The sequence below is a fragment of the Anaerocolumna sedimenticola genome (genome assembly GCF_009931695.1).
In the GTDB taxonomy this organism is placed as follows: Bacteria; Bacillota; Clostridia; order Lachnospirales; family Lachnospiraceae; genus Anaerocolumna; species Anaerocolumna sedimenticola.
This window is the reverse complement of sequence record NZ_CP048000.1, coordinates 786,627-812,347: the sequence shown is the minus strand read 5'-3', so window position 1 is coordinate 812,347 and position 25,721 is coordinate 786,627. Positions and strand designations below refer to the sequence as shown.

Sequence of the window (25,721 nt, the reverse complement as noted above, 5' to 3'; positions counted from 1 at the left end):
ATGTATATTTTATACTATTATGTAAAATTAAGGATGAATTAATGTTTAAGCATGAAATAAGTACCAGTCCCATGAAAGGAATAGTATGGGCGGTGCCGTTAAATTTGCTATGAGCAGCAGAAGGAGAGAAATATATGAATATCATCGGTGATTTATTGTTTGCCATTGGCAGACCGAGTTATTTATTGGGGGCCAGACCGGATGCGGCTATTATTTTTTTACTTTTTTTTGTTATAGCTCTATTAATTTGTATAAAGATTGCAAATAGAAATCATTTGTTTAGTACTTCCGATAAAAGAGTGCTGAATAATGCCAAAGAATGTGAGACAAGTAAATGAAAAGCTATAGTAAAGAACCACCCAGTATCAGGTTATTATTACTTGATGTGGCCACGCTGATTTTAGCTTATGCTTTGGCAGCGTTTGCACGTTTTGGGGTAGTATTGGAATACATAAAAAGTGAAAATTATAGTATATTACTTATTGTTTGTATACTGGTGTATATTGCTGTATTTTATATGACCGATTCCAGCACTGGTTTTTTTCGAAGAGGGTTTACTCAGGAATTAAAGATGGTAATTTCCCGTAATCTGTTGAGTGTTCTGTGCGTAAGTACGATACTCTTTTTATCAAAAAGGGGAATCATATATGCGCGGTTGTTTTTCATAGAATTTTTTGTGTTCTATATGTGCCTTAATTATTTGGCCAGGCAGTATTATAAAGTAATTATGCTGACTTACTTTAAGGAAAGTGAACGAAGCAGCAAGATTATGCTGATTACTACGTATCGGAAAGCTCTTGAGATAATTCCTAAAATGAAAAGTGCAAATCTATCGGAGCAAAAAATAACATCCATTGCAATACTAGAAAAAGATATGACCGGCAAAGAGATTCTGGGTATACCGGTTAAGGCCGGGATACATAATTTTTTAGAGACGATACGGTATGAAACAGTGGATGAAGTATTCATCAGTGTACCTCCCAGAATGCAGCTGTATCTGGAGGAAATAATTGAAGAACTGGAGTTAATGGGAATAAAGGTAAAGCTCAATATAGATACTTTCGGTTTAAATATTAAAGAAAAGAAAGTGGAGTCCTATTCAGGATACCATGTGTTAGTTTTTAATAAAAAAGAATACCAGGCTTCCAAACTTGTTATAAAGCGTTTCATAGATATTATAGGGGCAATGATCGGCGTTTTGATAACCGGTTTATTGACCATTTTTATTGCTCCGGCAATTCTTATGGAATCCCCCGGTCCTGTATTTTTCTCCCAGACAAGGATCGGTAAAAACGGCAGAAGGTTTAAGATATATAAATTTCGTTCCATGTATCCGGATGCGGAAGAAAGAAAGTTAAGTCTGCTTGGGCAAAATGAAATGCAGGGATTTATGTTTAAACTTTCGGAGGATCCCAGAATCACTAAAGTTGGAAAATTCATCCGAAAAACCAGTATAGATGAATTTCCCCAGTTTTTAAACGTATTGATGGGAGATATGAGTCTTGTTGGGACAAGACCTCCTACGGAAGACGAATTTTTAAATTATGAAAGCAGGCACAGAAGAAGACTTACGTTGAAACCGGGACTTACCGGTATATGGCAGACCAGTGGAAGAAGCAGCATTACCAACTTTGAAGAAGTGGTACGTATGGACTTGGAATATATTGATAATTGGTCACTGGGCCTGGATATTAAATTGATTATAAAAACGGTTATTACCGTCTTAACAGGCAGGGGAGCCAGCTGAAACAAATGAGGTGATATTCCCGGAAGATTTATCTGCCGTAGAATATAAATAATAACAGATATTAAGTTATCTGAAAAAGGAGTGAATAGGGCATGACAAGGAGTAAAAATGCAGATAAGTTCAGAATTACAGCAGGAAAACTGCTGGCAGTGGTAATGGTAGTTGCATTAATCATTACCTGCTATTCTCCTATATCTGCACAGGCAGCAGCACAGCCGGCAATCTCCAAGACAGTTTCCGTATTAAAAGGAAAGAAAGTTGAGCTGGGAATTAAAAATCCAATTAAAAACTCAACTTACAAATGGAAGACCGGCAATAAGAAAGTTGCAACCGTAGACAGTAAGGGTGTGGTTACAGGTGTTAAAAAAGGCAGCACAACGATCTATTGTACTGTAAAAGCGAAAAAGACATCTTTGTATCTTACCTGCAAGGTAACCGTTATAGAACCTGCTACGAAAATTGTGATAAATAATAAAGTCACAAAGGTAAACGCAGGGCAGGTTTATGATTTAAACAGGACATTAACACCGGCATCTTCCAATGATCCAACAACCTGGAAGAGCAGTGACACATCAGTTGTTAAGTTCGGGAAATGGGGTAAATTTACTGCATTAAAAGAGGGTACTGTTACCGTTACTGCAACCACCAAAAGCGGTAAGAGTGACAAAGTAACGATTAAGGTCATAGATAAAGACGGTATCGTTACAACACAAAAAGGATTGGAGGCTCTTCTTGGAAGCGGTGCAGGACTGATCACCTTAAAGACAGAGGAAGCGATTTCCTTTACGATTCCTCAGGGCAGCTACGGCAAACAGAAACTTGTAGTAGATGCACCAAACGCAGATGTTACCAATAATGGTGTATTTAAAGAAGTAGAGATTAAAGCAATCAAAGCTTCAACCTGGACAGAGAGGGCGGCAGGTAATCACATTACCGTATCTGCTCCTAAGATAAGGATTATTATCGATAGTACCGGAAAGGCTTCTATCTTCGTAAATGGTATCAATACGGATTTAGATCTTGTCAATAACGGAATTATCGATGGATTGACTGTAGATTCCAATGCGGTTATCAACATAACCGGTACTTCTACTGCACCGATACCGGTTATCAATAATTTTGCAGGTGCCAGTATTACTACAAGTATACCATTGGTTATAGTATCCAATGCAAAATTTACTTTAACAGTTTTACCGGGAGCCGAAGCAACTACAGTTACGGCTGCAACAGCAGAAGCTGTACCGGAAATAAAAGGTGATGTAAAGATTACTGTTATAATTGGAACAGGTGATGCTGCTAAGACAGAAGAAGTAACCGGAAGCAAAGGTTCTGGCGGCTCCGGCGGCGGCGGTGGCGGTGGTTCTCACGGAGATTCCTCCACTATAGCAATTATAAGAAAAACCGGAGACGGAACCTATACGTTACCGGTAGCTTATACGAAGTTAAAAAAGGTAGAAGTAACGTATTATGGTATTACCTATACAGTAGACAGCTCGATGCTTGCTGAACTGCAGGGCTTCTTACGTAATGAAGGGTCTACCATAGAAAAATGGAAGAATACAACGGATACGACCAAAACTTATTCGGGTCTGGTTCAAGGTGTAAGTGTAACCCAGAAAGTAAATGTAAGCGGTGTTAAAGGCGATACCGAAAAGACTGTAAGCTTTTTAGAAGGACCTTTAAACGGTAAGTCTTATAAGGTTGATATTGATGAAAATTCCGGGACTGTAAAGGTTGGCAATTCTTATGAAATATCTAAGAGTGCCGATAATAAGACACTGCATATTAGTAATGCACCGGACAATTTATCCTTTACTGTTATATATTAAAGGGAGTGTCAAAGATAGAATAGGTTAATAAAAGACCGATTAACACATATACCATATGAAGTATGGGTATTCCCTCACACCCAGCTTCCTATGGTGTATGAGTTTTTTTAATATACGCTGATGATTAAGGCTGATTTGAAACAAATAAGCAGGATTGCTTTTGAGTGGAGTGAAGAACAAATGAAGAAGATTATCCCGGTAGTAGTTATTGTCTTTTTAATAGCCGGAAATGTACGGACAGTACAGGCAGGAGAACTGAATCAATATGAATCGGACCTTGTGGGCAGGGCCGGTGGTCAGTTTGAGAAAGATGGTGTAACATATCAGGCCGATTCCGCTTATGTGCAGGAACTGATCAATTATTTGAGCCAAGACGGGGTAGACTTAACGGCAGCTCAAAGAGATGAGGCTGTTGCAGAAATGTATGCCAATGTAGAGAGTGGAATAGAAGAAGGATATTTAATAAGGGTATCCGGGCAGGAGAAAGAAAAACTTGCCGAAGAAAAGCAGGATGGTATGGCTGATAAGGAAGGGGTTAATGCGAAAGAAGATGAGAAAGCCAATACAGCAGAAAAGGATAACAAGGCTGATATGAATCAGAAAGGTACAATTAAGAACGGAAAGAAACCGGGCAGTACCGGTTCAGATAATACAAAAAAAACAGAAGAAAAGGATGAAGCAGTTACTGCTTCACCGGAAAAACCTACGGATACTACCGGAGAAGATTTAAGTAAATGGATAGGAAAACAACCGGTAACCAATACAGTTACTGATAAATATAACGGTAAGATTACCATTACGGATGAAAAGGGCAATAGCCTTATGGTCGTTGATACCGTAATTAAAAATACTGGGTTTAATATCAACCGGACAGTTTGGGTGCTGTCAGGAATGGGTATCATTTTGGGAATTTGCATAATAGCAGCATACCGATGGGGATTCTTAAGTTAGGGCAAGGAGTTCACAGATTGAAGAACAGGACAACAGGAAAAATAATTTCTTATATTGCAATGCCGGTGTTATTTACATTTTTGGGATACCTGACATTATTCATCGGAGGTGCCCCGGTGCTGAGTCTCATGAAAGCACATCTATATATGATTATTGAAACAGGTTCGCCGGATTATTCCAATGAGTTTAATTCCAATCTATCGGAATCTGGACTGTTTACGGAGGACAGTTCGGAAAACGAAAGAATACGGATACCGTCACAGGGAACCCATTATGGTAATTTAAACTGTGACAGAATCGGACTGGAAGCACCTATTTACTATGGTGACAGTGAAGAAATACTGGAAAAAGGGGCCGGGCAATATAGGGCAAGCGGGTTACCCGGTGAAGAAAAGCCCATCTTAATCGGCGGACATGACGGGACCTATTTTAAACCTCTTGAAAATATTATAAATGGCGATGTGATAAGTATTAAAACCAATTATGGTAAATTTGAATATAAGGTAACCGGTACAAAAGTAACGGATGTTTTCGACAACACGGCTTATGATTTATCGGAAACCAAAGAGCAGCTTATATTGTACACCTGTTATCCATTTGGCCAGTTAACAGGTAGCAAGGAGGAACGCTTTTTTGTATACTGTGACAGAATACAGGATACAAAAGCAGTATCGAAACTGGGAGGAACAGAGTGAATAGTCTAGCTAAAATCAAACGAGTAAAAATATAATTAAGAAAGGATTTCCATATATATGAAAAAGTTATTAAGCTGCATTTTTTCTTTTATGTTATCCTTATCTTTTTCAGCCCTGTTTGTATTAATTGGTCTGCAGCTTAGTGTTTTTAATAACCGGCTTATCTTGGATCAGATAAATGAAAGCGGATATTATTATGAAGTTCAAAAAGAATTAGACAACAGTGCTTCCGCTATTCTTGAAGATGCAGGTATGCCAACAGAGCTGCTCTCCGGAGTGATTACTTTGGAAAGAGTATATTTAGACGGCAGAAACTACATGGAAGAGGCTTTGGCAGGTGAACCGGCTGCGCCGGATACTAAGAAGCTTACCACTGTATTGAAACAGAATATAGATAAATATCTGAAAAGTAATTCCATAGAACGGACAGAGGAGTTTGATACAGGCATTGATGCCTTGATATCTTCTATAGGACAGGAATATGAACGGGTAATTCAATTCCGGTTTATCCGGTATCTTGGGGAATATAAAATATATTACAGGAATATACTGATAAAGGCTTTTCCCATGATCTTATGCCTGGCTGTATTCTTAAGTGTTTTATTGATTCGAATGCACCGGTACAGGCACAGAGGGATCCGTTACATAACCTATGCTTTGACAGCCTCAAGCTGCAGTATAGCAATCTTCTCCTGTTATTTACTTATATCAAAAGTTAGTAACGGGATCGTGGCATCACCTGATTATTACAAAAGGTTTATAACCGGTTATTTTAAAGGGAATCTTCAGGTATTCCTTTATTTAAGCGGATTTGGAATCCTGCTGTCGATATTTTTAATTATCCTGACCGGATATCTCAAAAAGCGGTATTTCGATTAAACGGTAAGGGTTTTGGAGAAACGGTTTACTTCATTAGCCGTTAAGGACTTAAGAGAAAGCAGGGAATTTTTATGTGTACAAATGAATTTATTGACATACATACGCACATTCTTCCGGGGGTTGATGACGGAGCCGGAAATATGGTACAAACCGTACAGATGCTTTTACATGCGAAGCAGCAGGGAATCAAAACAATTATAGCAACACCGCACTATGCCTGCGGAGCGGAGAATAAACCGGTGACGGTGTTGTTGGAGCTTCAGGAGCAAGTACAGATGGAAGCGTCAAGGCTTAACATGGAAGTACAGATTTTACTTGGCAACGAGTTGTATTACAGTGACGGCATCTTAAAAGCTCTGGAGACAGGCGAGGCTTTAACATTGGCAGCCAGCAGATATATTCTGGTGGAGTTTTCCCTGGGTGAATCCTATCAGACAATATACAGGGGCTTGGGACAGCTTATACTGGCCGGATATGTTCCTATTCTGGCTCATGCGGAGAGATATCACTGTCTGAGAAAAAAAGAAGAACGGATAAAGGACATCATTAACCTTGGAGCCTGTATACAGATGAACAGTGCCAGTTTGCTTGGTGGATTCTTTAACAGGGAGGCCGTTTATAACAAAAAGCTGGTAAAGAAAGGCCTGGTTCATTTTATTGCCAGTGACTGTCATAATACGAGACACCGGCCGCCGAAGATGAAAGATATCTATAAGAACTTAGAAAAAAGCATAAACTCTGCACTTCTAAAGAGGATAATTATGGAAAACCCGATAAAAATACTAGAGGATAAGTACATATAAAGGAGTACGAATGGAACAAAATACGAACGAGGAAATAGAAATTGACTTACTGGAGCTTTTTTATGTTATAAAATCCCGCATATGGATTATATTATTGACCGGAATTTTGACAGCAACGGCAGCCGGTTTGATCAGCAATTTTTGTATCACACCGATTTATAATTCTACCACAAAGCTGTACATATTAAGTAAATCCACATCCCTGACAAACTTAAACCTGGATGACCTGCAGCTGGGAACCCAGCTTACCAAGGATTATATGGTATTAGTTGAGAGCCGTCCTGTAGTAACCCAGGTAATTAATAACCTGGGCCTTAATATGACCTATGAAGAGATGGTTTCCTGCCTTACAATCGAAAATCCGAGTAACACCCGTATCCTCGAAATCACAACAAAGTATCCGGATCCTTACCTGGCTAAAAAAATAGTGGATGAATTCGCGGCAGTATCCTCCAGCCAGATCGCCAAAATCATGGATACGACGGAACCTGCCATCGTGGAAGAAGGATATATACAGCCCCATCCCGCAAGCCCTAATAATTTGAAAAATACACTGATCGGCGGGGTTGTCGGACTATTCTTAGCAGGTGCTATCGTTATTGTACTTCATCTCCTGGATGATACCATTAAGGATACGGAAGATGTGGAGCGGTACTTAGGCCTTAACACCCTTGGACTAATTCCTATTGAATCCGGAGCCAATAAGACGGCAGAGCTTGATAAAAAGAAGAGAAGACGGCAGCAGATCCTTGGTAAAAAAAGTTCCAAGATAAATACGGCGAAGAAAGGCAGGTAAGCAGGAATGGACAAGATAACATTTGCAAAACGGGAAGAATTGGATTACAGGGCCAACGAAGCCTATAAGACATTAAGAACCAATATTCAGTTCTGCGGGAACGAGATGAAGGTCCTGGCCTTTACAAGTTGTACACCCAATGAAGGAAAATCCAGTGTCTCCTTTAACCTGGCCGTATCTTTTGCGGAAACCGGCAAAAAGGTAATTCTAATCGATGCCGATTTAAGAAAATCCGTCCTGGTAGGCAGATATAAAGCCGGTGCGATTGAGGGAGGCCTGACCCATTACCTCTCCGGCCAGAAGCAGTTAGATGAAGTTCTTCTGAACACCGATATTGAGAACATGGATATCGTATTCTCCGGTCCGGTAGTACCCAATCCGGTAGAACTTCTGGAACACCAGCGCTTTATCGACATGGTAGAGAAGTTAAGGCAGGATTACGATTATATCCTGATTGATACGCCTCCTCTGGGTTCCGTTATCGACAGTGCCGTAGTAGCTAAGGTTTCGGACGGAGCAGTCCTGGTGGTGGAAAGCAATGCCATAAGTTATCGATTCGCCAGAGATGTGAAGCAACAGTTGGAGAAATCCAATTGTCGGATTCTTGGTGTTGTGTTGAATAAGGTTGCGATGGAAAAGAACGGGTATTACGGGAAGTATTATGGTAAATATTATGGGAAGTATTACGGGAAGTATTATGGAACATATGGGGATGAGAAGTGATGGTGTAGTAGTGTAAAACATGAAATTGTAATATTAAGGATAGGTCGAAAAAATCACAAGATTTTCAGATTTTTTATCAGTAAATCAGCTATAATTACTTTAGTATAAGATGAATGAGTCATAATATGGATATGGAATAATATGTATACGTCATAATATGAATACGGCATAATACCCTTATGTCATATTATGGATGTGGTATAATAGGAACAAGGAGATATTCAGGAGTGAAAGGCTCATCTCCAAGTTCATATTTTCTTACCCGGAAAATGAACGAAAACCCCGTAAATACGGGGTTTTTGACCGACATAAGGAGGGTAGGTATGCCACAGCGGATAGAGTAATTCTACCCGCTGTTCGTCGTGTTATTGAGAGAAAAAATTTTCAAAATCGGTTTTCACCGGGATTTGGATAGCAATATAAATGCTCCCGACTTGGGAATATTTGAGGGAGAGTAAAGTAAATGGCTAATAAAAAAATGAAAAATAAAAATTTGAAGATAGCGATGTTGGGGCATAAGCGTATTCCGTCGAGAGAAGGCGGAATTGAAATCGTAGTAGAAGAATTATCCACCAGGATCGCTGCACAGGGACATCAAGTGACCTGTTACAACCGAAAGGGGCATCATGTAAGCGGCAAGGAATTCGACGATAGTGCGCTGAGCGAGTATAAGGGTGTTCACCTGAAGTCGGTCTGTACAATTGATAAAAAAGGCTTGGCAGCAATGAGTTCATCGTTTTTTGCTGCTTTAGAAGCTGCATTTGGAAACTATGATGTGGTTCATTTCCACGCAGAGGGACCGTGTACAATGTTATGGCTCCCAAAGCTGTTTGGAAAGAGTTGTATTGCAACTGTGCATGGCTTGGATCACCAACGTGCCAAATGGGGTAAGTTTGCTCGTACATATATTATGCTGGGTGAGAAATGTGCCGTTAAATTTGCGGATGAAATTATTGTGCTCAGCGAAGGCGTTCAGAATTATTTTCAGGCCATATACGGTCGGAGAACACGGTTTATTCCGAATGGAGTGAACAGACCGGTTCAGAGAAATTTGGAATTGCTGAAAGCAAAGTATCCTTTAGCTGCTAAGCAAGGTTACTTTTTGAGCCTTGCACGAATTGTCCCGGAAAAAGGTTATCATTATTTGATTGAGGCATTTAAGCAGGTAAAGACAGATAAGCTGCTTGTTATTGCAGGTGGTGCTTCGGATAGTGGAGAATATATGGAACAACTCAAAACTATGGCTGCTGGCGATGATCGAATTATTTTTACCGGATTTGTCCAGGGGCAGTTGTTAGAAGAGTTATATAGCAATGCTTATGTTTATACCTTGCCGAGTGATTTGGAAGGTATGCCATTGAGCCTGCTGGAAGCAATGAGCTATGGCAACTGTTGCCTGACCTCGGATATTGCCGAGTGCGCGGAGGTGGTTGAGGAAAAGGCTGTAACCTTTAAGAAAAGTGATGTTGCCGATTTGCATGATAAGTTGCAAATGCTTTGTGACAAACCGGAACTTGTGGATAAGTATAAGAATGAAGCCTCTGATTTTATTTGTAATAAATATAACTGGGATTACATAGTTAATCGAACATTGGATTTATATAGGGGGAATTAAGGTGATTAGAATATTACACTCAGTCAGTAATATGGATAGAGCTGGTATTGAAACAATGCTCATGAATTATTACAGACATATAGATAGAGATAAAATACAGTTTGATTTTTTATGCAACAAAACAAAGCCGGGTGCTTATGATGATGAGATAAAAAACATGGGTGGGAAAATTTACCGTACATCTGGCTTAAATCCGGCTAAATATCCAAAGTATTTAGCATATATGAAAAACTTATTTGCGGAAAATCCGGAGTATAGAATTGTCGAGGCTCATAACGGAGCTTTAGGTGTTTATACACTTCATGCAGCTAAGGTCAATCATATTCCTGTTAGGATTTTTCATGCGCATGGGGCGAGTATTACAAAAGATTGGAAACTGCCGATTAAACTGTTTTGTAAAAGCCGATTAAAAGCAAATATCAATCATAATTTTACCTGTGGAATTGCAGCTGCAGAATGCTATTTTGGAAAACGAGTGGTTGATGACGGCGATTATGAATTAATTCCCAATGCAATTGAAGTTGAACACTTTGTTTTTAATGCAGACATTCGTAAATATTTACGAGAAAAATATAAACTGCAAAATAAGAATGTTATTGGACATGTGGGTAGATTTATGACACAAAAAAATCACTCATTTTTACTGGAAGTGTTTAAACAATTATCTGAAAAGGACAATCAAGCCTATCTCGTATTATTGGGTGATGGCGAATTAATGGAATCCATGAAACAAAAAGCAAGAGAACTTGATATAGTAGAGAAAGTACTGTTCGTTGGTAATGTCGGAAATGCAAACGAATGGTATCAAGCTTTCGATGTATTTGTTCTGCCATCTATTTGGGAGGGTCTTCCGGTTGTCGGAGTAGAAGCTCAAACTGCAGATCTTCCATGTGTTTTTTCTGATTGTGTTACAAAGGAAATTGGTTTTTCTGACAAAGCACAGTTTGTTCCATTAAAAGCGCCTATGTCCGGGTGGGTTGAAGCACTTCAAAGTGCATTAAGCATGAAAGAACGGAGTGATAATTCCGCTTTGATTCGCGAAAAGAACTATGATATTAAAAATGAAGCGATAAAACTTCAGAATAGGTATTTGAAATTAGCAGAGGAAACATGATGAAAATAGGTATTTTAACACATCATTATATCAATAACTTTGGGGCTTTCTTGCAGGCATACTCTTTGCAGCAAGCTGTCCTAGAACTGCGACCAAATGACGAAGTTTACATCATTGATGATTTAAATTTGAGACACTTTATTATTAATGTCGGTGGGTGGTTTCGATTTTATAAAGACAAAGAAAATATTTCAAATTGGCTGCAGAAGATTAAGCTTCCGAGCACTTTTAGAAATGCCAGAAAAGCTCACATGAATCTGACAAAACGTTGTTATAAAACAAGCGAGGTGAATGCGTTGAAATTGGACTGCATTATTGTTGGAAGTGATGAGGTATGGAATTATAGAGAAACCAAGGGAAACGCTAAAATCAAATTTGGAGAAGGATTATCTTGCAATAAATTGATTGCCTATGCTCCTAGCGTTGGAAACATAAGTGGATCGGACGCACCTGAATACGTTGTAAATGGCATCAAGAAATTCAGAGCAGTTTCTGCAAGAGACGAATTGACAGAGCAGTTAGCGTCAGGAATTAGAAATGAGAAAATTTACCGGGTAGTAGACCCAACTTTTTTAGCATATATTCCTGACGAAGAAGTTCCTGGCATCAATCAGCCATACATTATGTTTTATTATTGCGATGGTTTGTCTAAAGAGCAGAAAGAGGTAATTTTTGATTATGCCAAGACAAATGGCTATGCGGTATATGGTGCCGGAGAAAACGATAAGAAATATACAAAGACAACTGTCAACTTAACACCGTTTCAATGGGTATGGATGTTCCGTCATGCCAAGTATGTTGTGACGGGAACGTTTCATGGAGTGGTGTTCTCAATGCTAAGTCATAGGGATTTTACTTGTTACATGACAAACCCCAGCAGAATCAAAAAGGTTGGGTCACTTTTAAAAGAGTTCGGATTATCTGATCGTCAAGCAGATGGTTCGGCAAATCACATTTTAAGTATTTTGAAACGAGGTGTCGATTACCAAGCGTTTGACAGGGTTGCTAATGTAAAAATAGAGCAGAGTAAGGAATTTTTACAAAAGGCGATAAAATAAGTCCGAATAGGGAGGGTGAGGGTCTAAATGGTTCAGACAGTATATGCTTTCCGAAATGTGGAGAGCATTTTAAAAGACAGCTCATCTGGTGGAGCTTTTACGGCAATCTACCAATCACTTGAAAATTTGCGGGGGAGGGTAATTACCTATGGAGCAGCTTTTGATTCAGATTTAAAAGTTACGCATCAGAGAGCAGAAACATTTGATGAGGTTCGAAAATTCAGAGGCAGTAAATACGTTCAAAGTAATATGGATGGTATCTTGCCTTTGATAATGGATGACTTACAGCAAGGAAAAACAGTGTTATTCACAGGAACGCCATGCCAGGTGTATTCTGTAAAGCATTACTGCAAAGTACACGAGGTGAAAATTTCAAATTTACTTCTTATAGATATTATTTGCCATGGTACCGTAATGCCTTCTGTTTGGGAAAAATTCAAAAATTGGCTGGAACGTAAATACCAAGCTTCGATTGATGATTTCCAATTCAGATACAAAGGTAGCAGATGGATTCAATATCCGGTTAAAGTGCACTTTAAGAATGGGAAAACAGTAGTCAATACACATGCGTCAAGACTATACACAACATTGTTTTTTACGGCTTTACCTTTGAGAGAGGTTTGTTATTCCTGTAAGTTTGCTAATTTGGATAGATGCTCTGACATTACGATAGGAGATTTTTGGGGGATTCAACGAGTTATGCCTGAATTTCCTAAGAAAAATGGGGTGTCAGAGATCATAGTCAATACACAAAAGGGATCTCAGATAATTGAGTGCATAAAACAGATGGTGAATGATGACACTGGAATGCATATAAAAGAATGTACTTCTGATGCATATGTAAAATATCAGCATAATTTAAAAAATCCGACACAACGTCCTGACTTGCGTGAGCAATTCATAAGAGATCTGGAGCAACAAGAGTTTGAAACTGTGCTGAAAACATATGCAGGAAATAATATAAAGGGCAAGCTTCTTCATGTAACAAAAAAAGTATGTGGAGAAATCGGTTTGGCGGACTTTATTAAGAAAGTCCTTAAGCGGTAGAGGTTTGTGATTTTTCCTGTTGGAACAAGATACCAGGAAGAAGTACATGGACACAATTGTATTTTTGAAAGTAAAGATAAATGCTGTGCTTGTGCTGCTTGTATGAATGTTTGTCCTAAACAAGCAATTACGATGCAGCCAGATGAATATGGTTATCTATATCCTCAAATAGATAGAGAAATATGTGTAGAATGTGGTGCTTGCCAGAAGGTTTGTGTTTATCAAAATAATAGTTTTGGTAGTGAGCCAATGCAGGTCCTTGTAGCAGCTAATCGTAATAAAGAGCAGCTAATCAATTCTGCTTCTGGCGGGGCGTTCTCAGCGGTTCGTACAACCAAGTTCTTGCAGGAAGGCGGAGTTGTTTTCGGTGCTACTCTTACTTTTGAAAACGGTCATGCTAATCCATATCACATTGCTATTGAAACTGTAGATAATTTGCCGAAACTTCAAGGTTCGAAGTATGTTCAGAGTAGCATTGGAAATTGTTTTAGTAAGCCCAAACGTTTCTGAAGCAAGAACGACAGGTTCTGTTCTCTGGTACACCATGTCAGATAGCAGGATTATATAGATTTCTACGAAAGAACTATGAGAATTTAACCACAATTGATTTAATCTGTCATGGAGTTCCAAATGCGGAATTTTTTGATGGATATAACCAAATTGAAAAAGATAAGAGAAAAGCAAAAGAAATAACTGGTTATGCATTCCGTGACAAGAAAAAAGGTTAGGGAATGAATGGCAGAATAGACATGAAAGATCATCATGGAAGAGTTCGTAGTGTCTATGTGCCGGCAAAATTGAATTCGTATAACACGTTGTTCTTGGATGGCTATACATATCGTGAAAATTGTTATTCATGCAAATATACTGGACCGAATCGCATCAGTGATTTGACAATTGGCGATTACTGGGGGATTAAAGCCGAACATCCTGAGTTACTGAATAAAGACAGCTATGATGAAAGGTTTGGTATATCCTGCGTTTTGGTAAATACTGAAAAAGGGAAGGAACTGTGCAATTCTTTAGATAATCCATCGACCTTTGAAAAGGTGCAGCATCACAATCATCAGCATGTGGGACCATCAAAAAAAGCAAGAGATAGGGAACAGGCACTAGAACTGTATAAGCAGGGAAAGTATCCTTTGGTGGAGAAGTTCTTTAAGAAGAATTTTAAAAGTCAGATTGTATTACATATGGTATACAATGCGTTGCCGCGTAGTTTAAGATTGAAATTAAAGAAAATAATAAATAGGTTTATGTAACGCTGTTTAGACGGAGGGAGATTTATCTATGAAATTTTTACACTTATTAGCATCAGGCAATACAGGTGGTATTGAGACTTTGTGTAAGGATTATGGTGTTTTTTCAAATATCGACAATAGGTTTATTTTCCCATGGAATGGCGGTGCAACAACTGAAGAAATGAAAAATGCCAACTTAAACGTAATTGAACTTAAATTATCAAAGAAAGACTTGTATGGGACATTGAGAGCTATTTATAGAGTATGTAAAGATGAAAAAATAGATGCGATTGTAGAACATCATACATCACCTATTTTACTTTTTTATTTGGTGCTACTAAAAAAGAGGTTCCCGCAAATTAAAACTGTTGCATATGCACATTGTAATGCGGGGGATATGCAGGGTGGGAATGGAAATAGAGGCTTAACTATAAAAAAATGGTTGATAAAAAAATCATTTCAAAAAGTAGATTGTGTGGTTGCAATTTCACGATTCGTAGAAGAAAGTTTGATAAAACAGTTTCATATTTCAGCGGATAAAATCACCCTAATTTACAATGGAGTCGATGTAGAAAAAATGGCTACCATACTACATCCAAAGCACAGCCCTGCGGAGATAATTTATGTTGGACGCCTAATTGAACAGAAGGGCGTGCAGGTAATATTGAAAGCGCTAAAGAGGTTGCCTGAAATTGTAGATTGGAATTTTTCTATTGTCGGTGATGGTGAGTATCGTTCTAATTTAGAAAGACAAGTTCTGGATTTAGGCTTAGGTCAGAGAGTTACTTTTTTGGGAAATTGTCGTAATGTTCCAGAATTACTTGCACAAGCAGATATTTTCGTCCATGCGCCTATACTAGAAGAAGGATTTGGAATTACTATTGTTGAGGCAATGGCAGCAGGCATACTTTGCATTGGTTCTAAAAGCGGAGCTATACCAGAGATTATCAAACATATGGTTAATGGTTATTTGTTTGAAAAAGGTGCATATGAAGAACTTGCCCAATTATTGTTATCTAGTATTAATGAATATGATACGGAGGAAAAGAAAATCGTTAGAAGGAATGCAATTAGTACAGCTAAATGTTTTTCTGTTGAATCTTTTGCAGAAAATCTTGATGAAATTCTAAGTCAAAAATAGGAGGGATAATTATGGGTGTGTTGAGAGTTCCCAAAGTACAGATAGCTTTGCAATGGGGGATTTTAATTATGTGTTTAAAAACTTCTTTTTTGCAATCTGCAATTATACCATATAAAGATGTTTTCGATATTATATTTACGGTGATGTCGGTAGTTTGTTTTGTGATTTCAATCGTCCAAGAAAGATTTTCAATTAAAACCTTACTCCTTTATGGCATTGTAACTTTAGTATCATTGTTTAGCGTATTAAAAACTGGAAACTATGGTTTTTTAATTACAATTATTGTATGCCTGGCCATTCGTGGGCAGTATTTGGATAAAATTTTTACGCTTATTTTTAAGTTGCAATTTTTCTTTTTTGTGGTTCATACGTGTATAGCGGTACTGCTGTTTATTTTGGGAAATCTCTCATTAGTATTGCTTATTAATGGGGTGGATAGATATTGCTTTGGTTTTAGACATCCAAATTCTTTTTCCATTTATCTTTTTAATTTGTTGATTTTATGGACGTGGTTAAATTACGAAAAAATTAAAATTAAGCATATATTCGGGATTTTTTTTGTTGCTTTAGTAGCTATGTATTTTACAAAGACAAGAACCAGTTTCATAATTACAATTTTCTTTTGTATGTTATTGTTGGTTTCAAAAACCAAATATTCATTCAAAAATTTGATGAATATAATCGCTAAGTTTATTGTTCCGATTTGCGCAGGAGTCACACTTTTTTTTGTAAAACTTATTTTGTCGGGAAACATATTTGCAATGTCTATAAATACATTACTTACTGGTAGAATTAAGTTAGGGGCATATGGTGTTTCACACTTTGGTTATTCGTTATTTGGACAGGACATTACAAAATATAATGTTGTGTGGGATTCAGAGTGGGGGCTAAACGGATTTACTTTTGACAATCTTTATACGTACTTGGCAGTAAATCAGGGATTGGTTTGGATAGGAATGCTTTCTGGTTTATTCTACTTGCTTGCTAAAAAGGGGGACTTGAAAATAAGCGTTTTTATTATTATATGGGCTTTATATGGAATAACGGAAGTACACGGTCTTAATGGGTTTAACTGCTTTCCGATTTTTCTGGTTGCGCTATTATTTAGATCGGGAAAGCCTGTTTTTAAGAGAGGTGAACAAGTTGAAAAAGCAAGAGCTGGTATCTATAGTCATTCCTGCATTTAATGTAGAATATGAGATAAAAAAGTGCATTGATAATCTGGTAGAACAAACATATACAAATTATGAAGTGATCATTGTCGACGATGGCTCAACAGATAAAACAAAGGAAATATGCGATTTATTAGAAAAAAATAATGATAAAATTTTTGTTATTCATCAAGAGAATGTTGGGGTATCAGCAGCAAGAAATGCTGGAATAATGGTAGCAAAAGGAACTTGGATAGTCTTCCTTGATGCAGATGATAGAATGGCACCGGAAGCAATTGAAAGTGCATTAATATTGGCTGAAGAGAAAGACTGTGATACTGTCTGCTGGAATTATTATAGTGATTGTGACGGAAAAATAGAAAAATATCCAGCAATCGTTCCAGATGAAAAAATATATCAGAGCAATCAAATGCACAGTGTATTGATTGAAGCATTATACAATACTCGAGTTAAGGAATTTTATCCGGGACAAATGTTCCGAGCGGTTTGGGGAAAATTACTTTCTGCGGATGTTATTAGAAAAAATGCAATCACGTTTCCGGTAGGTTTACCACTCGGAGAGGATGCTGTGTTTCTGGCAGATTACTTTCAAGTATGTGGCAAAGTTCTTTTGGTCGATTGTTATTGGAGCTATTATAAAATCTCTGCTCTTTCTGCTGTTGGAAAGTACAAGAGTAACCTGAAAGAGATTCAGAGCAAAGAATTGGAAGCGATGCTTCAAAAAATTCAAACGAAAGATGTGGATGTTGATACAATACTTTTAAATCAGTATTTGCAATTCGACTATCAATTTGCACACAATTTGTTTAAAAAGAAAAATGATTTGTATGAAATCTATAGTGCAATGTTACGGTATATTAAAAATAGAAATTATGATTTCAAACAATCTGTGTGTTATGATAAGAAAAAGATTCACAAACAGTCCATACCGGTTGCATGGACAATGATTAAAGGATTGAACCATGTAGAAGCCGCCTTATGTATATTTAGAGAGTTAAGACATCAGAAATGCAGATAACAGTATATTGTGAGGAATATTATGAATGAATATATAAAGAGTGATCTTATGAGGTATTATGGTAAATATGATATGCTTACATTTGTTAAAGCTATCATTCGCAATAAAACCTTCCGGTTTCAATATATATTTAGATTATGTAATGATAATCAGGGGGGGTGAGATGTGTAGGTCTGTTAATGTGGGGATTAAATAGAACTAAAAGACATATCCAATTACCAAGAACTACGAAAGTAGGATATGGGTTATATATTGGTCACGGAGGTCCAATTGTTGTTAATAAAACAGCAATTATCGGGAACAACGTCAACCTATCGCAATTTACAACTATAGGTACGAATGATGGACAAGCAGCAATAATAGGAGATAATACATATATTGCTCCTAATGTTTGTATTGTAGAGAATGTAAAGATTGGAAATAATGTTACCATAGGTGCAGGAAGTGTAGTAACAAAAGATATTCCTGATAACGCAACAGCTGTTGGAAATTATGCACGAGTAATTAATTACAACAATCCTGGTAAATATATAAATAATAAGTGGATAGTTTAGCAGTATGCTCGGAAGGGAAGAAAGATATAGAATGAAAAAAATAGGTATTATAACTATTACTGATAATAATCTCGGAAATAGATTACAAAACTATGCTTTACAAGAAGTTATTCGTAATTTTGGCTATGAGGTTGAAACGCTACAAAGAGGGAAAAAAAACAGTAGCTTGGCTCGCCATTTTAAATACCTCATTAAGAAAATTTTAAAAAAGAAAGATTGGAAATTTAGAAAATTTGATAAAAAGATATATTGGAGTCCGTTTTCTTTAGCTGTTCAAGGCGATAAAGATAGAATTGTTGAAAATTATGATCTTTTCGTTGCGGGAAGTGATCAGGTGTGGAATCCGAACTTTGCAGGAACAAATGATGATGTATTTCTAACATTTGCTTCCAAAGAGAAAAGGATCTCATATGCAGCAAGTTTTGGCGTAAGTGAATTGCCAAGTAATTTGCTCGAAAAATATGAAAATTATATGAAAGGATTTAAAGCAATTTCTGTAAGAGAAAAGCAGGCAGTAAAGATTGTGGAACAATTTGAGAATTGCTATGCGGAACTCGTACTTGATCCGACTCTCTTACTTTCAAGAGATGAGTGGGATAAAATTATAAAAGCACCCAAAATAAAAAATAAATATGTTCTTAAATATTTATTAGGTGAAGATCAAAGTGCTTGTAATCAAATGATAAAAGAACTGTTTAGAGATATTACTGTTATTGATGTAAAAAAGCTACTTTCTGGTGGGAAAAATGCAATAGGACCGGCAGAATTTTTAGGATTTGTCAAAAATGCAGAATTGATTTGTACTGATTCGTTCCATGCATCAGTTTTTTCTACTATTTTTGAAAAGCCTTTCGTGATTTTTGATAGAACAGATAAGGAAAAGGATATGTCATCGCGAATTGATAGTCTTTGTGAGATGCTTTCATTGCAAGAGCATCGATATTCTTCGCCAGATTTTGATCTTTCAAAGGTGATGCATCCGGATTATAAAAATACTAACATTTCACTTGAACAAGAAAAGAATAAATCTTTTTTTTATTTAACAGATGCAATAGAAAATTAAGGATACAATGGAAAATGAAAATAAATCGAACAAAAAATGCCTCTAGAAATATTATTTATGGGGTCATCTTAAAAACATATCAACTAATTATTCCGTTTGTTATGCGAACGGCAATGATTTACTTGCTTGGTGTACAGTATTTAGGCTTAAATAGTTTATTTACATCCATTTTACAAGTGTTAAATTTAGCTGAGTTGGGTGTCGGTTCTGCAATGGTTTATTCCATGTATAAGCCCATTGCAGAGGATGATACAACTACAATTTGCGCACTGATGCGTTTATATAAAATATATTATCGTGTAATTGGCTTGGTTGTGTGTGCCGCAGGCCTTGTACTGCTTCCATTTATTCCGAAGTTAATTAGTGGGAATGTTCCGTCTGATATCAATGTTTATGTCCTTTATCTGATGAACTTGGCAGCAACGGTTTTGTCATATTGGCTGTTTGCTTACAAAAACAGCATACTTCAGGCGCATCAGAGAGTAGATATTACTAGTAAGGTAATGATCCTGACTGAGACGATAAAATATGTGCTGCAATTTGCGGTTCTTGCAATTTTCCATAACTACTATTACTTTGTGATTATCATTTTACTGACACAGATTATGACCAATATTATTACGGCGATTGCGTCAGATAAAATGTATCCGAAATTTCAAGCAAAAGGCAATCTTCCCAAAGAAGAAATTCAGCAAATTAATCACAGAATTCGGGATTTATTCACATCTAAAATTGGTGCAGTAATTGTAAATTCGGCTGATACGATTGTGATTTCAGCCTTTTTGGGTTTGACCGTTCTTGCAATCTATCAGAACTATTTTTATTTAATCACGGCGATGATCGGCTTAATTACAACAGTTTTCGCTTCGGTTACCGCCGGTATTGGAAATAGCATTATTGTCGAAACCGAAGAAAAGAACTTCAAAGATTTGCAGAAATTCACCTTTATCATTGCCTGGATTGCCGGAGTATGTGTTAGTTGCTTCCTGTGTCTGTTCCAACCGTTTATGAGAGTTTGGGTTGGCGAAAACTTGTTGTTGGATTTTTCAGTAGTTATTTGCTTTTGTATTTATTTCTTTATGCTTGAAATCAACCAGTTGCTGAATACTTATAAAGATGCAGCAGGAATCTGGCATGAAGACCGTTTTCGACCGTTAGTGACTGCCTTGGCAAACTTAGGAATGAACTTAGTAATGGTACAGTTCTGGGGCATTTACGGAATTATTCTTTCAACGGTGCTGTCGATGTTTTTTGTTGGTATGCCATGGCTTCTGCACAATTTGTTTACGGTGTTATTTGATAAGAAGTTGTTGGGAGAATATTTGCGAAAACTTATGTTATATGTGGTAGTCGTGTTTGTTTCTACCTGCACTACTTATTGGATCTGCAGCTTAATTCTATTGCCGGACATTCCGCTTATCATAGTGCGACTAACAATCTGTTGCATCATTCCGAATCTGATTTTCTTGATTGCTTATCACAGGATGGATGAGTTTAAAGGAAGTATGAAGCTGGCTGATAAAATGATGAAGGGTAAAATTCAGGTACTGAAGAAGTTGGGAGCGTAGGAGGGATAAAATTGATTTCAATTTCAGATAAAAAGTACTGCAGTGGATGCAATGCGTGTGTGCAGAAATGTCCAAAGCATTGTATTAAAATGGTGGAAGATGAAGAAGGTTTCCTTTATCCATCCGTCAATAAAAATGAGTGTGTTGACTGTGGCTTTTGCGAAAAAGTTTGCCCTGTAATTAATGCAAAAGAAGATAAGCAGAAAGTAGCGGCATATGCGGCTTATGCAAATGACGATGATATTCGTATGAAAAGCTCCTCCGGCGGTTTATTTACACTGTTTGCTGATCAGATTTTGAAAGACAATGGAGTGGTATTTGGTGCGGCTTTTGATATTGATTTCATGGTACATCATGTGGCTATCGAGTCAGTAGAAGAATTGAGCAGATTACAAGGAAGCAAATATCTTCAGAGTCGGATTGAAAATACATATCAGCAAGCGGAACAGTATCTGAAATCTGGAAGAAAGGTTCTGTTTACCGGTACAGCGTGCCAGATTGCAGGATTAAAACAATATCTTGGAAAAGAATATGATTTACTCTATACGGTAGATGTCCTTTGTCATGGAGTTCCTAGTCCCAAAGTGTGGAAACGATATCTTAACTATCAAGAAAAATATCACGGCGGAGCTGTGACGCGAACGATTTTCAGACAAAAAGAATTTGGCTGGAAATCGTACGCGCTTAAATTACAATTCAGTAATTCAAGTGCGTACGAACAAATCTTTCAGAAAGATTTGTTCATGCAAATGTTCTTGTCGAACATTTGCTTACGTCCTTCTTGTCATGCCTGCAAATTTAAAAGTCTTGACCGTCCTTCTGACATTACAATCGGTGACAGCTGGGGAATAGGGCAGTATATGCCGGATATGGACGATGATAAAGGAACATCTGTAGTGTTGATTCATTCTGAAAAAGGACAGAAACTATTCGATTTATGTGAGTCGGAAATGTTGTTCAAAGAAGCAGAGGTAGATAAAATTCTTCCGCCAACAGCAGATTCCAGAAAATCGGTAGCTATGCATTCTGGTCGAAAAAATTTTTTCAAGGAATTAAATGATGGAAGCTCTATATTAAAGTTGGAGAATGTCCTAAAACCGAGTTTGTTAAGACGAGTGCTTAGAAAATGCAAAGCTGTTGTGAAGAAAATGATTAGATGATATTGTATTCGAGAAAAGCCAGAGGCTTTTCACACTTTTTAAACTATCTCACGGAGGAACACAACATGGATACAAAACTTGCTACCCAAAAAATTCGCCAACAACAATGGGTTTCAGTTATCTATGATCGTATGCTAAAAGCGAATTTTATTTTTTAATTAAAAAACTTGGTGGGATTTGGAATGATACAAAAACTGCCTATAATTTGTCTGATTAAATCAACTGAACATGATGACTTCTATTCGGCGATCCAATGGGAAAGCTTAACCACGGCGACTTCATCAAAATGATCTTTTATTATGAATATTCTCCGGAAACATAAAATATAAGGGATTTTCGAGCTGATTTTAGGCATACCAAACCTTTTTCTATGGTAGGTACATATGATTACCCCCAAAAAAATTACTATCATCTTAAGTAGTATCAACAAGTACTTTTTAGGTTGATATCAAGGAAAATTATTTTACTAAACACTCTGTTATATGAGCTGTGATTAAATTTTCCTTAAGTTTTTTGTCTATTTAGTTAGGTTAAAATAGAGGATGAATTAGTGAGAAGTTCGGTGAAAGGTAAAAGAAAAATACGATAATAAAAGAGAGCATAACAAAATTAAAAGAAAGCCATTATAATAATTTTCACGAATTACTTCTCAGACTTCTTATACTCCTGTAAATATTTCATCTGCTCTTCATCATCAATACTACGGTCATAGCTAGACCTATTGCTAATCAGGCAATATAAAACAAAAATAATTATCAATGATACTAAGCTTGCGATAACAAGCATGGTATTCCTCCAATCTGGCTGTTGAGAGAATATACTGCATATACTATTATTATAGTACAGGTTACAATATTATGCCATGTGCTGTTAGACCTATACTAATTATTGCCATCTTCCTGATTAATATACCTATACCGGATTTCTGGTTTTGATAATTTATGAAAAGGTTCTTGGGGATGGGGTGTGTAGGAAAGACTGCACACCCTATAAAAATGTATATTTATACCAAAAAATCCTATAGTATTTGAATATTATAGGACATTTTCTTGTATATTCTCATAATTTGTTATATAATGAAAGTAACAATCATCGTTAAATAATGTAAATGCAAGTAAGTATTTCCTTATATTTTAGTCAATTATGCTATAAGAAAGGAACCTTTATAAGATGATGAAAAAAAGTAATAAAATTTACATAGTAATTACTTTCATTATTTATCTTCTTTATATAATTTCCACCATCTTTCGGACTGATAATTGGGCCAATCTATTGTCTCCATTTATTGGGTTCTTTTCTTTTGTTATAATGATAAGAAATTATCAGGATATCAGAAAAAATAACAGGGATCATTATAAATTCGTATGGTTATTATTTGGACATGCCTGCATATTCTGGGCTTTAGCAGATGTGGTGTGGGCGGTTTATTATTTTATACCGTCCCTGGACCCGGAGAAAAGTATTCTTCTTACCTATCTTTATACAATACCCAATATTTTTATCTGCGCTGCTGTTGTTTTATATGGATATTACCTTGTAAAAAAATGGAACAGTCTTCAGCTATTATTGGATTCCTGTTCAATTGCATTATCTTTAATATTCTTATTTTGGATTATTTACTTTCATAAGAAAATAGATCTATACCAGATCTTAGCCAATGATGAAATCATTAATTTATTTAATATAAACTTGGATATTATTATGATGGTCAGTATATGCATATGGTACATATCGGTACGTAAGGGAAAGATACCGGTACACTTAAAAGTGATCGCTAGCGGAAGCCTTATGTATTCACTGATCGATTTGCGTTATTATTATATCTATTTTAATCAATTATATAACCCCAATTCCACAATCGATATTATTTACTTAGGCAGCTTTATATTAATCGGTATCGGTGCTTTCCTTGAATTTACTTACAGAAATTCTACAACCGGTAATACGGATATAGAACTGGCCTGTAACGTAGGTTTTGCCAAGAAGCATTTATTGTTACTGATTTGTCCCGTATTGGCATTTGCCTATGAGGGTTTTGTCATTAAGGACTTATTATTCTTTCTTACAATTATCGTAATACATCAAATACTGGGGAACTATGTAAAGCTATATATTGATAATGAGCAGCTCTTAATGAAAGAGAAAAAGATGAACCAGGTGCTGGAAGAAAAAATAGAAGAAAGAACAAAAGAAATTATTGAGAAGAACAAACAATTAGAAGAAAAGAATGAAGAGCTTAATTTCCTGTCAAAACAGGATACCGTCACAACGCTTTACAATAGACGTTATTTCATTCAGTCACTGGAAAAGAAACTGGAATCCCTGGAGGAAAAGGAAACGCTTGCCCTTATTTTTATTGATATAGACCGGTTTAAAACCATTAATGATATGTATGGTCATCACATAGGGGATAAAGTTTTAATTGAGATTGCAAGGCGTTTACAATCCTTTTCAGGTGAACACTCATTTTTAGCCAGGTTAGGCGGAGATGAGTTTGTTATGTGCTTCCATGGCAAATACGGTTATGCCAATATGGAACGTTTATCCAATGATATTATTAATAAATGCAGTAAAGAAATAGAAGTGGAACAATACGTATTCCATTTAACCATAAGTATCGGTATCTCCATTTATCCTTCCGATGCTAAGGACAGAAGTACCCTTATGAGAAATGCGGATATCGCTATGTATCAGGCGAAAATGCTAGGCAAGAACCGCTGTGTTTCCTTTAATTTAAAATATATTGAAAAACTAAGCCGCAAAAGTGACCTGGAGTATCATTTAAAACGATTAAATTATGAGGAGGAACTTCAGGTATATTATCAGCCTCAGTTTAGTATTCCGAATAAAAAATTAATAGGTGCCGAAGCCCTCTTACGGTGGAACAACAAGGACCTGGGATGGGTTTCGCCTGCTGAGTTTATACCTGTCGCAGAAGAGTTAAACATAATAAATCCCATTGGGGAGTGGGTTATGGTAAAGGCAGTGAAACAAATCAGTTTATGGAATAATACTTATGGATCCGGATTAAAAATAGGAATTAATGTTTCACCAAAACAATTAGATCATAAAACCTTTGTGCCGAATCTTAAGAAAGTTATGGAAGAGAATGCTGTGCCGCCAGAATATATTGATATCGAAATAACAGAGAGCTTAGCTATCGAGGGGGAAGAGCGGATTAAGCAGATAGATTCCATATTCCGCAGTTTGGGAATATCGATTTCCATAGATGATTTCGGAACCGGATATTCCTCACTTAGTTACCTGAAGTTTTTCCCGTTTGAACGGATTAAGATTGCAAAACCGTTAATTGATGCCATATCCACGGATCATTATGACCTTCAGATTGTAAAAGCAGTTATTATATTAGCAAAATCTCTTGGGATAAAAACGATAGCAGAGGGAGTGGAATCGCAGGAACAAATTGATATCCTTGTCGAATTGGGCTGTGACGAAATACAAGGGTATTTCCTTGGAAGGCCTGTCCCTGCAGATCAGTTTGAAGAGCTCTTTCTGGGGGATTCTATAACTAAGACGGCTTAAGAAT

The 25,721-nt window shown here is 36.8% G+C and carries 22 protein-coding genes and 1 pseudogene; all 23 read left to right on the top strand.

What is annotated here, in order from left to right; translation table 11 throughout:
• Nucleotides 1-134: 134 nt before the first annotated feature.
• The 23 genes and pseudogenes from Ana3638_RS03550 (at nucleotide 135) to Ana3638_RS03445 (ending at nucleotide 25,717) form a co-directional block, all read left to right on the top strand.
• The gene (locus tag Ana3638_RS03550) at nucleotides 135-338 is read left to right on the top strand and encodes a hypothetical protein (protein ID WP_161836806.1); all 204 of its coding nucleotides are present in this window, start codon (nucleotides 135-137) and stop codon (nucleotides 336-338) included.
• Complete coding sequence (locus Ana3638_RS03545) at nucleotides 335-1,747, top strand: sugar transferase (RefSeq protein ID WP_161836805.1); 1,413 nt, start codon at nucleotides 335-337, stop codon at nucleotides 1,745-1,747. The genes Ana3638_RS03550 and Ana3638_RS03545 overlap by 4 nt, the downstream gene beginning before the upstream one ends.
• 92 nt (nucleotides 1,748-1,839) lie before the next feature.
• On the top strand, nucleotides 1,840-3,576 hold the full coding sequence (locus tag Ana3638_RS03540; RefSeq protein WP_161836804.1) for an Ig-like domain-containing protein: 1,737 nt from the start codon (nucleotides 1,840-1,842) through the stop codon (nucleotides 3,574-3,576).
• A 180-nt stretch (nucleotides 3,577-3,756) separates the two neighbouring features.
• On the top strand, nucleotides 3,757-4,527 hold the full coding sequence (locus Ana3638_RS03535) for a hypothetical protein (protein ID WP_161836803.1): 771 nt from the start codon (nucleotides 3,757-3,759) through the stop codon (nucleotides 4,525-4,527).
• 17 nt (nucleotides 4,528-4,544) lie between these two features.
• Nucleotides 4,545-5,222 carry a class D sortase gene (locus Ana3638_RS03530; RefSeq protein ID WP_161836802.1) on the top strand — a complete coding sequence of 226 codons (678 nt, stop codon included), beginning with the start codon at nucleotides 4,545-4,547 and terminating at the stop codon, nucleotides 5,220-5,222.
• Nucleotides 5,223-5,279: 57 nt separating this feature from the next.
• Nucleotides 5,280-6,101, top strand: coding sequence for a hypothetical protein (locus Ana3638_RS03525; protein WP_161836801.1), 822 nt, complete (start codon nucleotides 5,280-5,282; stop codon nucleotides 6,099-6,101).
• A 71-nt stretch (nucleotides 6,102-6,172) separates the two neighbouring features.
• Complete coding sequence (locus Ana3638_RS03520; protein WP_161836800.1) at nucleotides 6,173-6,904, top strand: CpsB/CapC family capsule biosynthesis tyrosine phosphatase; 732 nt, start codon at nucleotides 6,173-6,175, stop codon at nucleotides 6,902-6,904.
• 10 nt (nucleotides 6,905-6,914) lie between these two features.
• Nucleotides 6,915-7,700, top strand: a complete 786-nt coding sequence (locus tag Ana3638_RS03515) for a YveK family protein (protein ID WP_161836799.1) — start codon at nucleotides 6,915-6,917, stop codon at nucleotides 7,698-7,700.
• A 6-nt stretch (nucleotides 7,701-7,706) separates the two neighbouring features.
• Nucleotides 7,707-8,423, top strand: coding sequence for a CpsD/CapB family tyrosine-protein kinase (locus tag Ana3638_RS03510; protein WP_161836798.1), 717 nt, complete (start codon nucleotides 7,707-7,709; stop codon nucleotides 8,421-8,423).
• Nucleotides 8,424-8,886: 463 nt separating this feature from the next.
• Nucleotides 8,887-10,038 (top strand): glycosyltransferase family 4 protein, encoded by a 1,152-nt coding sequence (locus Ana3638_RS03505; protein WP_246240753.1) that lies wholly within the window; start codon nucleotides 8,887-8,889, stop codon nucleotides 10,036-10,038.
• Nucleotide 10,039: 1 nt separating this feature from the next.
• Nucleotides 10,040-11,152, top strand: coding sequence for a glycosyltransferase family 1 protein (locus tag Ana3638_RS03500; RefSeq protein WP_202621561.1), 1,113 nt, complete (start codon nucleotides 10,040-10,042; stop codon nucleotides 11,150-11,152).
• The gene (locus tag Ana3638_RS03495; RefSeq protein WP_246240750.1) at nucleotides 11,149-12,210 is read left to right on the top strand and encodes a polysaccharide pyruvyl transferase family protein; all 1,062 of its coding nucleotides are present in this window, start codon (nucleotides 11,149-11,151) and stop codon (nucleotides 12,208-12,210) included. Before Ana3638_RS03500 ends, Ana3638_RS03495 begins: the two co-directional genes overlap by 4 nt.
• A 27-nt stretch (nucleotides 12,211-12,237) precedes the next feature.
• Entirely contained in the window at nucleotides 12,238-13,257 is a 1,020-nt protein-coding gene (locus Ana3638_RS03490) for a Coenzyme F420 hydrogenase/dehydrogenase, beta subunit C-terminal domain (RefSeq protein ID WP_161836797.1), read from the top strand.
• A 6-nt stretch (nucleotides 13,258-13,263) separates the two neighbouring features.
• Nucleotides 13,264-13,767, top strand: a complete 504-nt coding sequence (locus Ana3638_RS24880) for a 4Fe-4S dicluster domain-containing protein (RefSeq protein ID WP_246240747.1) — start codon at nucleotides 13,264-13,266, stop codon at nucleotides 13,765-13,767.
• Nucleotides 13,764-14,519: pseudogene (locus Ana3638_RS24875) on the top strand (Coenzyme F420 hydrogenase/dehydrogenase, beta subunit C-terminal domain). Before Ana3638_RS24880 ends, Ana3638_RS24875 begins: the two are co-directional and overlap by 4 nt.
• A 28-nt stretch (nucleotides 14,520-14,547) precedes the next feature.
• A complete protein-coding gene (locus Ana3638_RS03480) occupies nucleotides 14,548-15,639 on the top strand; it encodes a glycosyltransferase family 4 protein (protein WP_161836796.1) in 1,092 nt (363 codons plus the stop codon).
• An 11-nt stretch (nucleotides 15,640-15,650) separates the two neighbouring features.
• On the top strand, nucleotides 15,651-16,826 hold the full coding sequence (locus tag Ana3638_RS03475) for a hypothetical protein (protein WP_161836795.1): 1,176 nt from the start codon (nucleotides 15,651-15,653) through the stop codon (nucleotides 16,824-16,826).
• Complete coding sequence (locus tag Ana3638_RS03470; RefSeq protein ID WP_161836794.1) at nucleotides 16,783-17,829, top strand: glycosyltransferase family 2 protein; 1,047 nt, start codon at nucleotides 16,783-16,785, stop codon at nucleotides 17,827-17,829. The genes Ana3638_RS03475 and Ana3638_RS03470 overlap by 44 nt, the downstream gene beginning before the upstream one ends.
• Nucleotides 17,830-18,008: 179 nt before the next feature.
• Nucleotides 18,009-18,383, top strand: a complete 375-nt coding sequence (locus Ana3638_RS03465) for an LbetaH domain-containing protein (RefSeq protein WP_161836793.1) — start codon at nucleotides 18,009-18,011, stop codon at nucleotides 18,381-18,383.
• Nucleotides 18,384-18,414: 31 nt separating this feature from the next.
• On the top strand, nucleotides 18,415-19,446 hold the full coding sequence (locus Ana3638_RS03460; RefSeq protein ID WP_161836792.1) for a polysaccharide pyruvyl transferase family protein: 1,032 nt from the start codon (nucleotides 18,415-18,417) through the stop codon (nucleotides 19,444-19,446).
• Between the two features lie 14 nt (nucleotides 19,447-19,460).
• Nucleotides 19,461-21,014, top strand: a complete 1,554-nt coding sequence (locus Ana3638_RS03455; RefSeq protein WP_202621560.1) for a lipopolysaccharide biosynthesis protein — start codon at nucleotides 19,461-19,463, stop codon at nucleotides 21,012-21,014.
• An 11-nt stretch (nucleotides 21,015-21,025) separates the two neighbouring features.
• Complete coding sequence (locus tag Ana3638_RS03450; protein ID WP_161836791.1) at nucleotides 21,026-22,174, top strand: Coenzyme F420 hydrogenase/dehydrogenase, beta subunit C-terminal domain; 1,149 nt, start codon at nucleotides 21,026-21,028, stop codon at nucleotides 22,172-22,174.
• 1,170 nt (nucleotides 22,175-23,344) lie between these two features.
• Nucleotides 23,345-25,717, top strand: a complete 2,373-nt coding sequence (locus tag Ana3638_RS03445) for a putative bifunctional diguanylate cyclase/phosphodiesterase (RefSeq protein WP_161836790.1) — start codon at nucleotides 23,345-23,347, stop codon at nucleotides 25,715-25,717.
• Nucleotides 25,718-25,721: the final 4 nt, after the last annotated feature.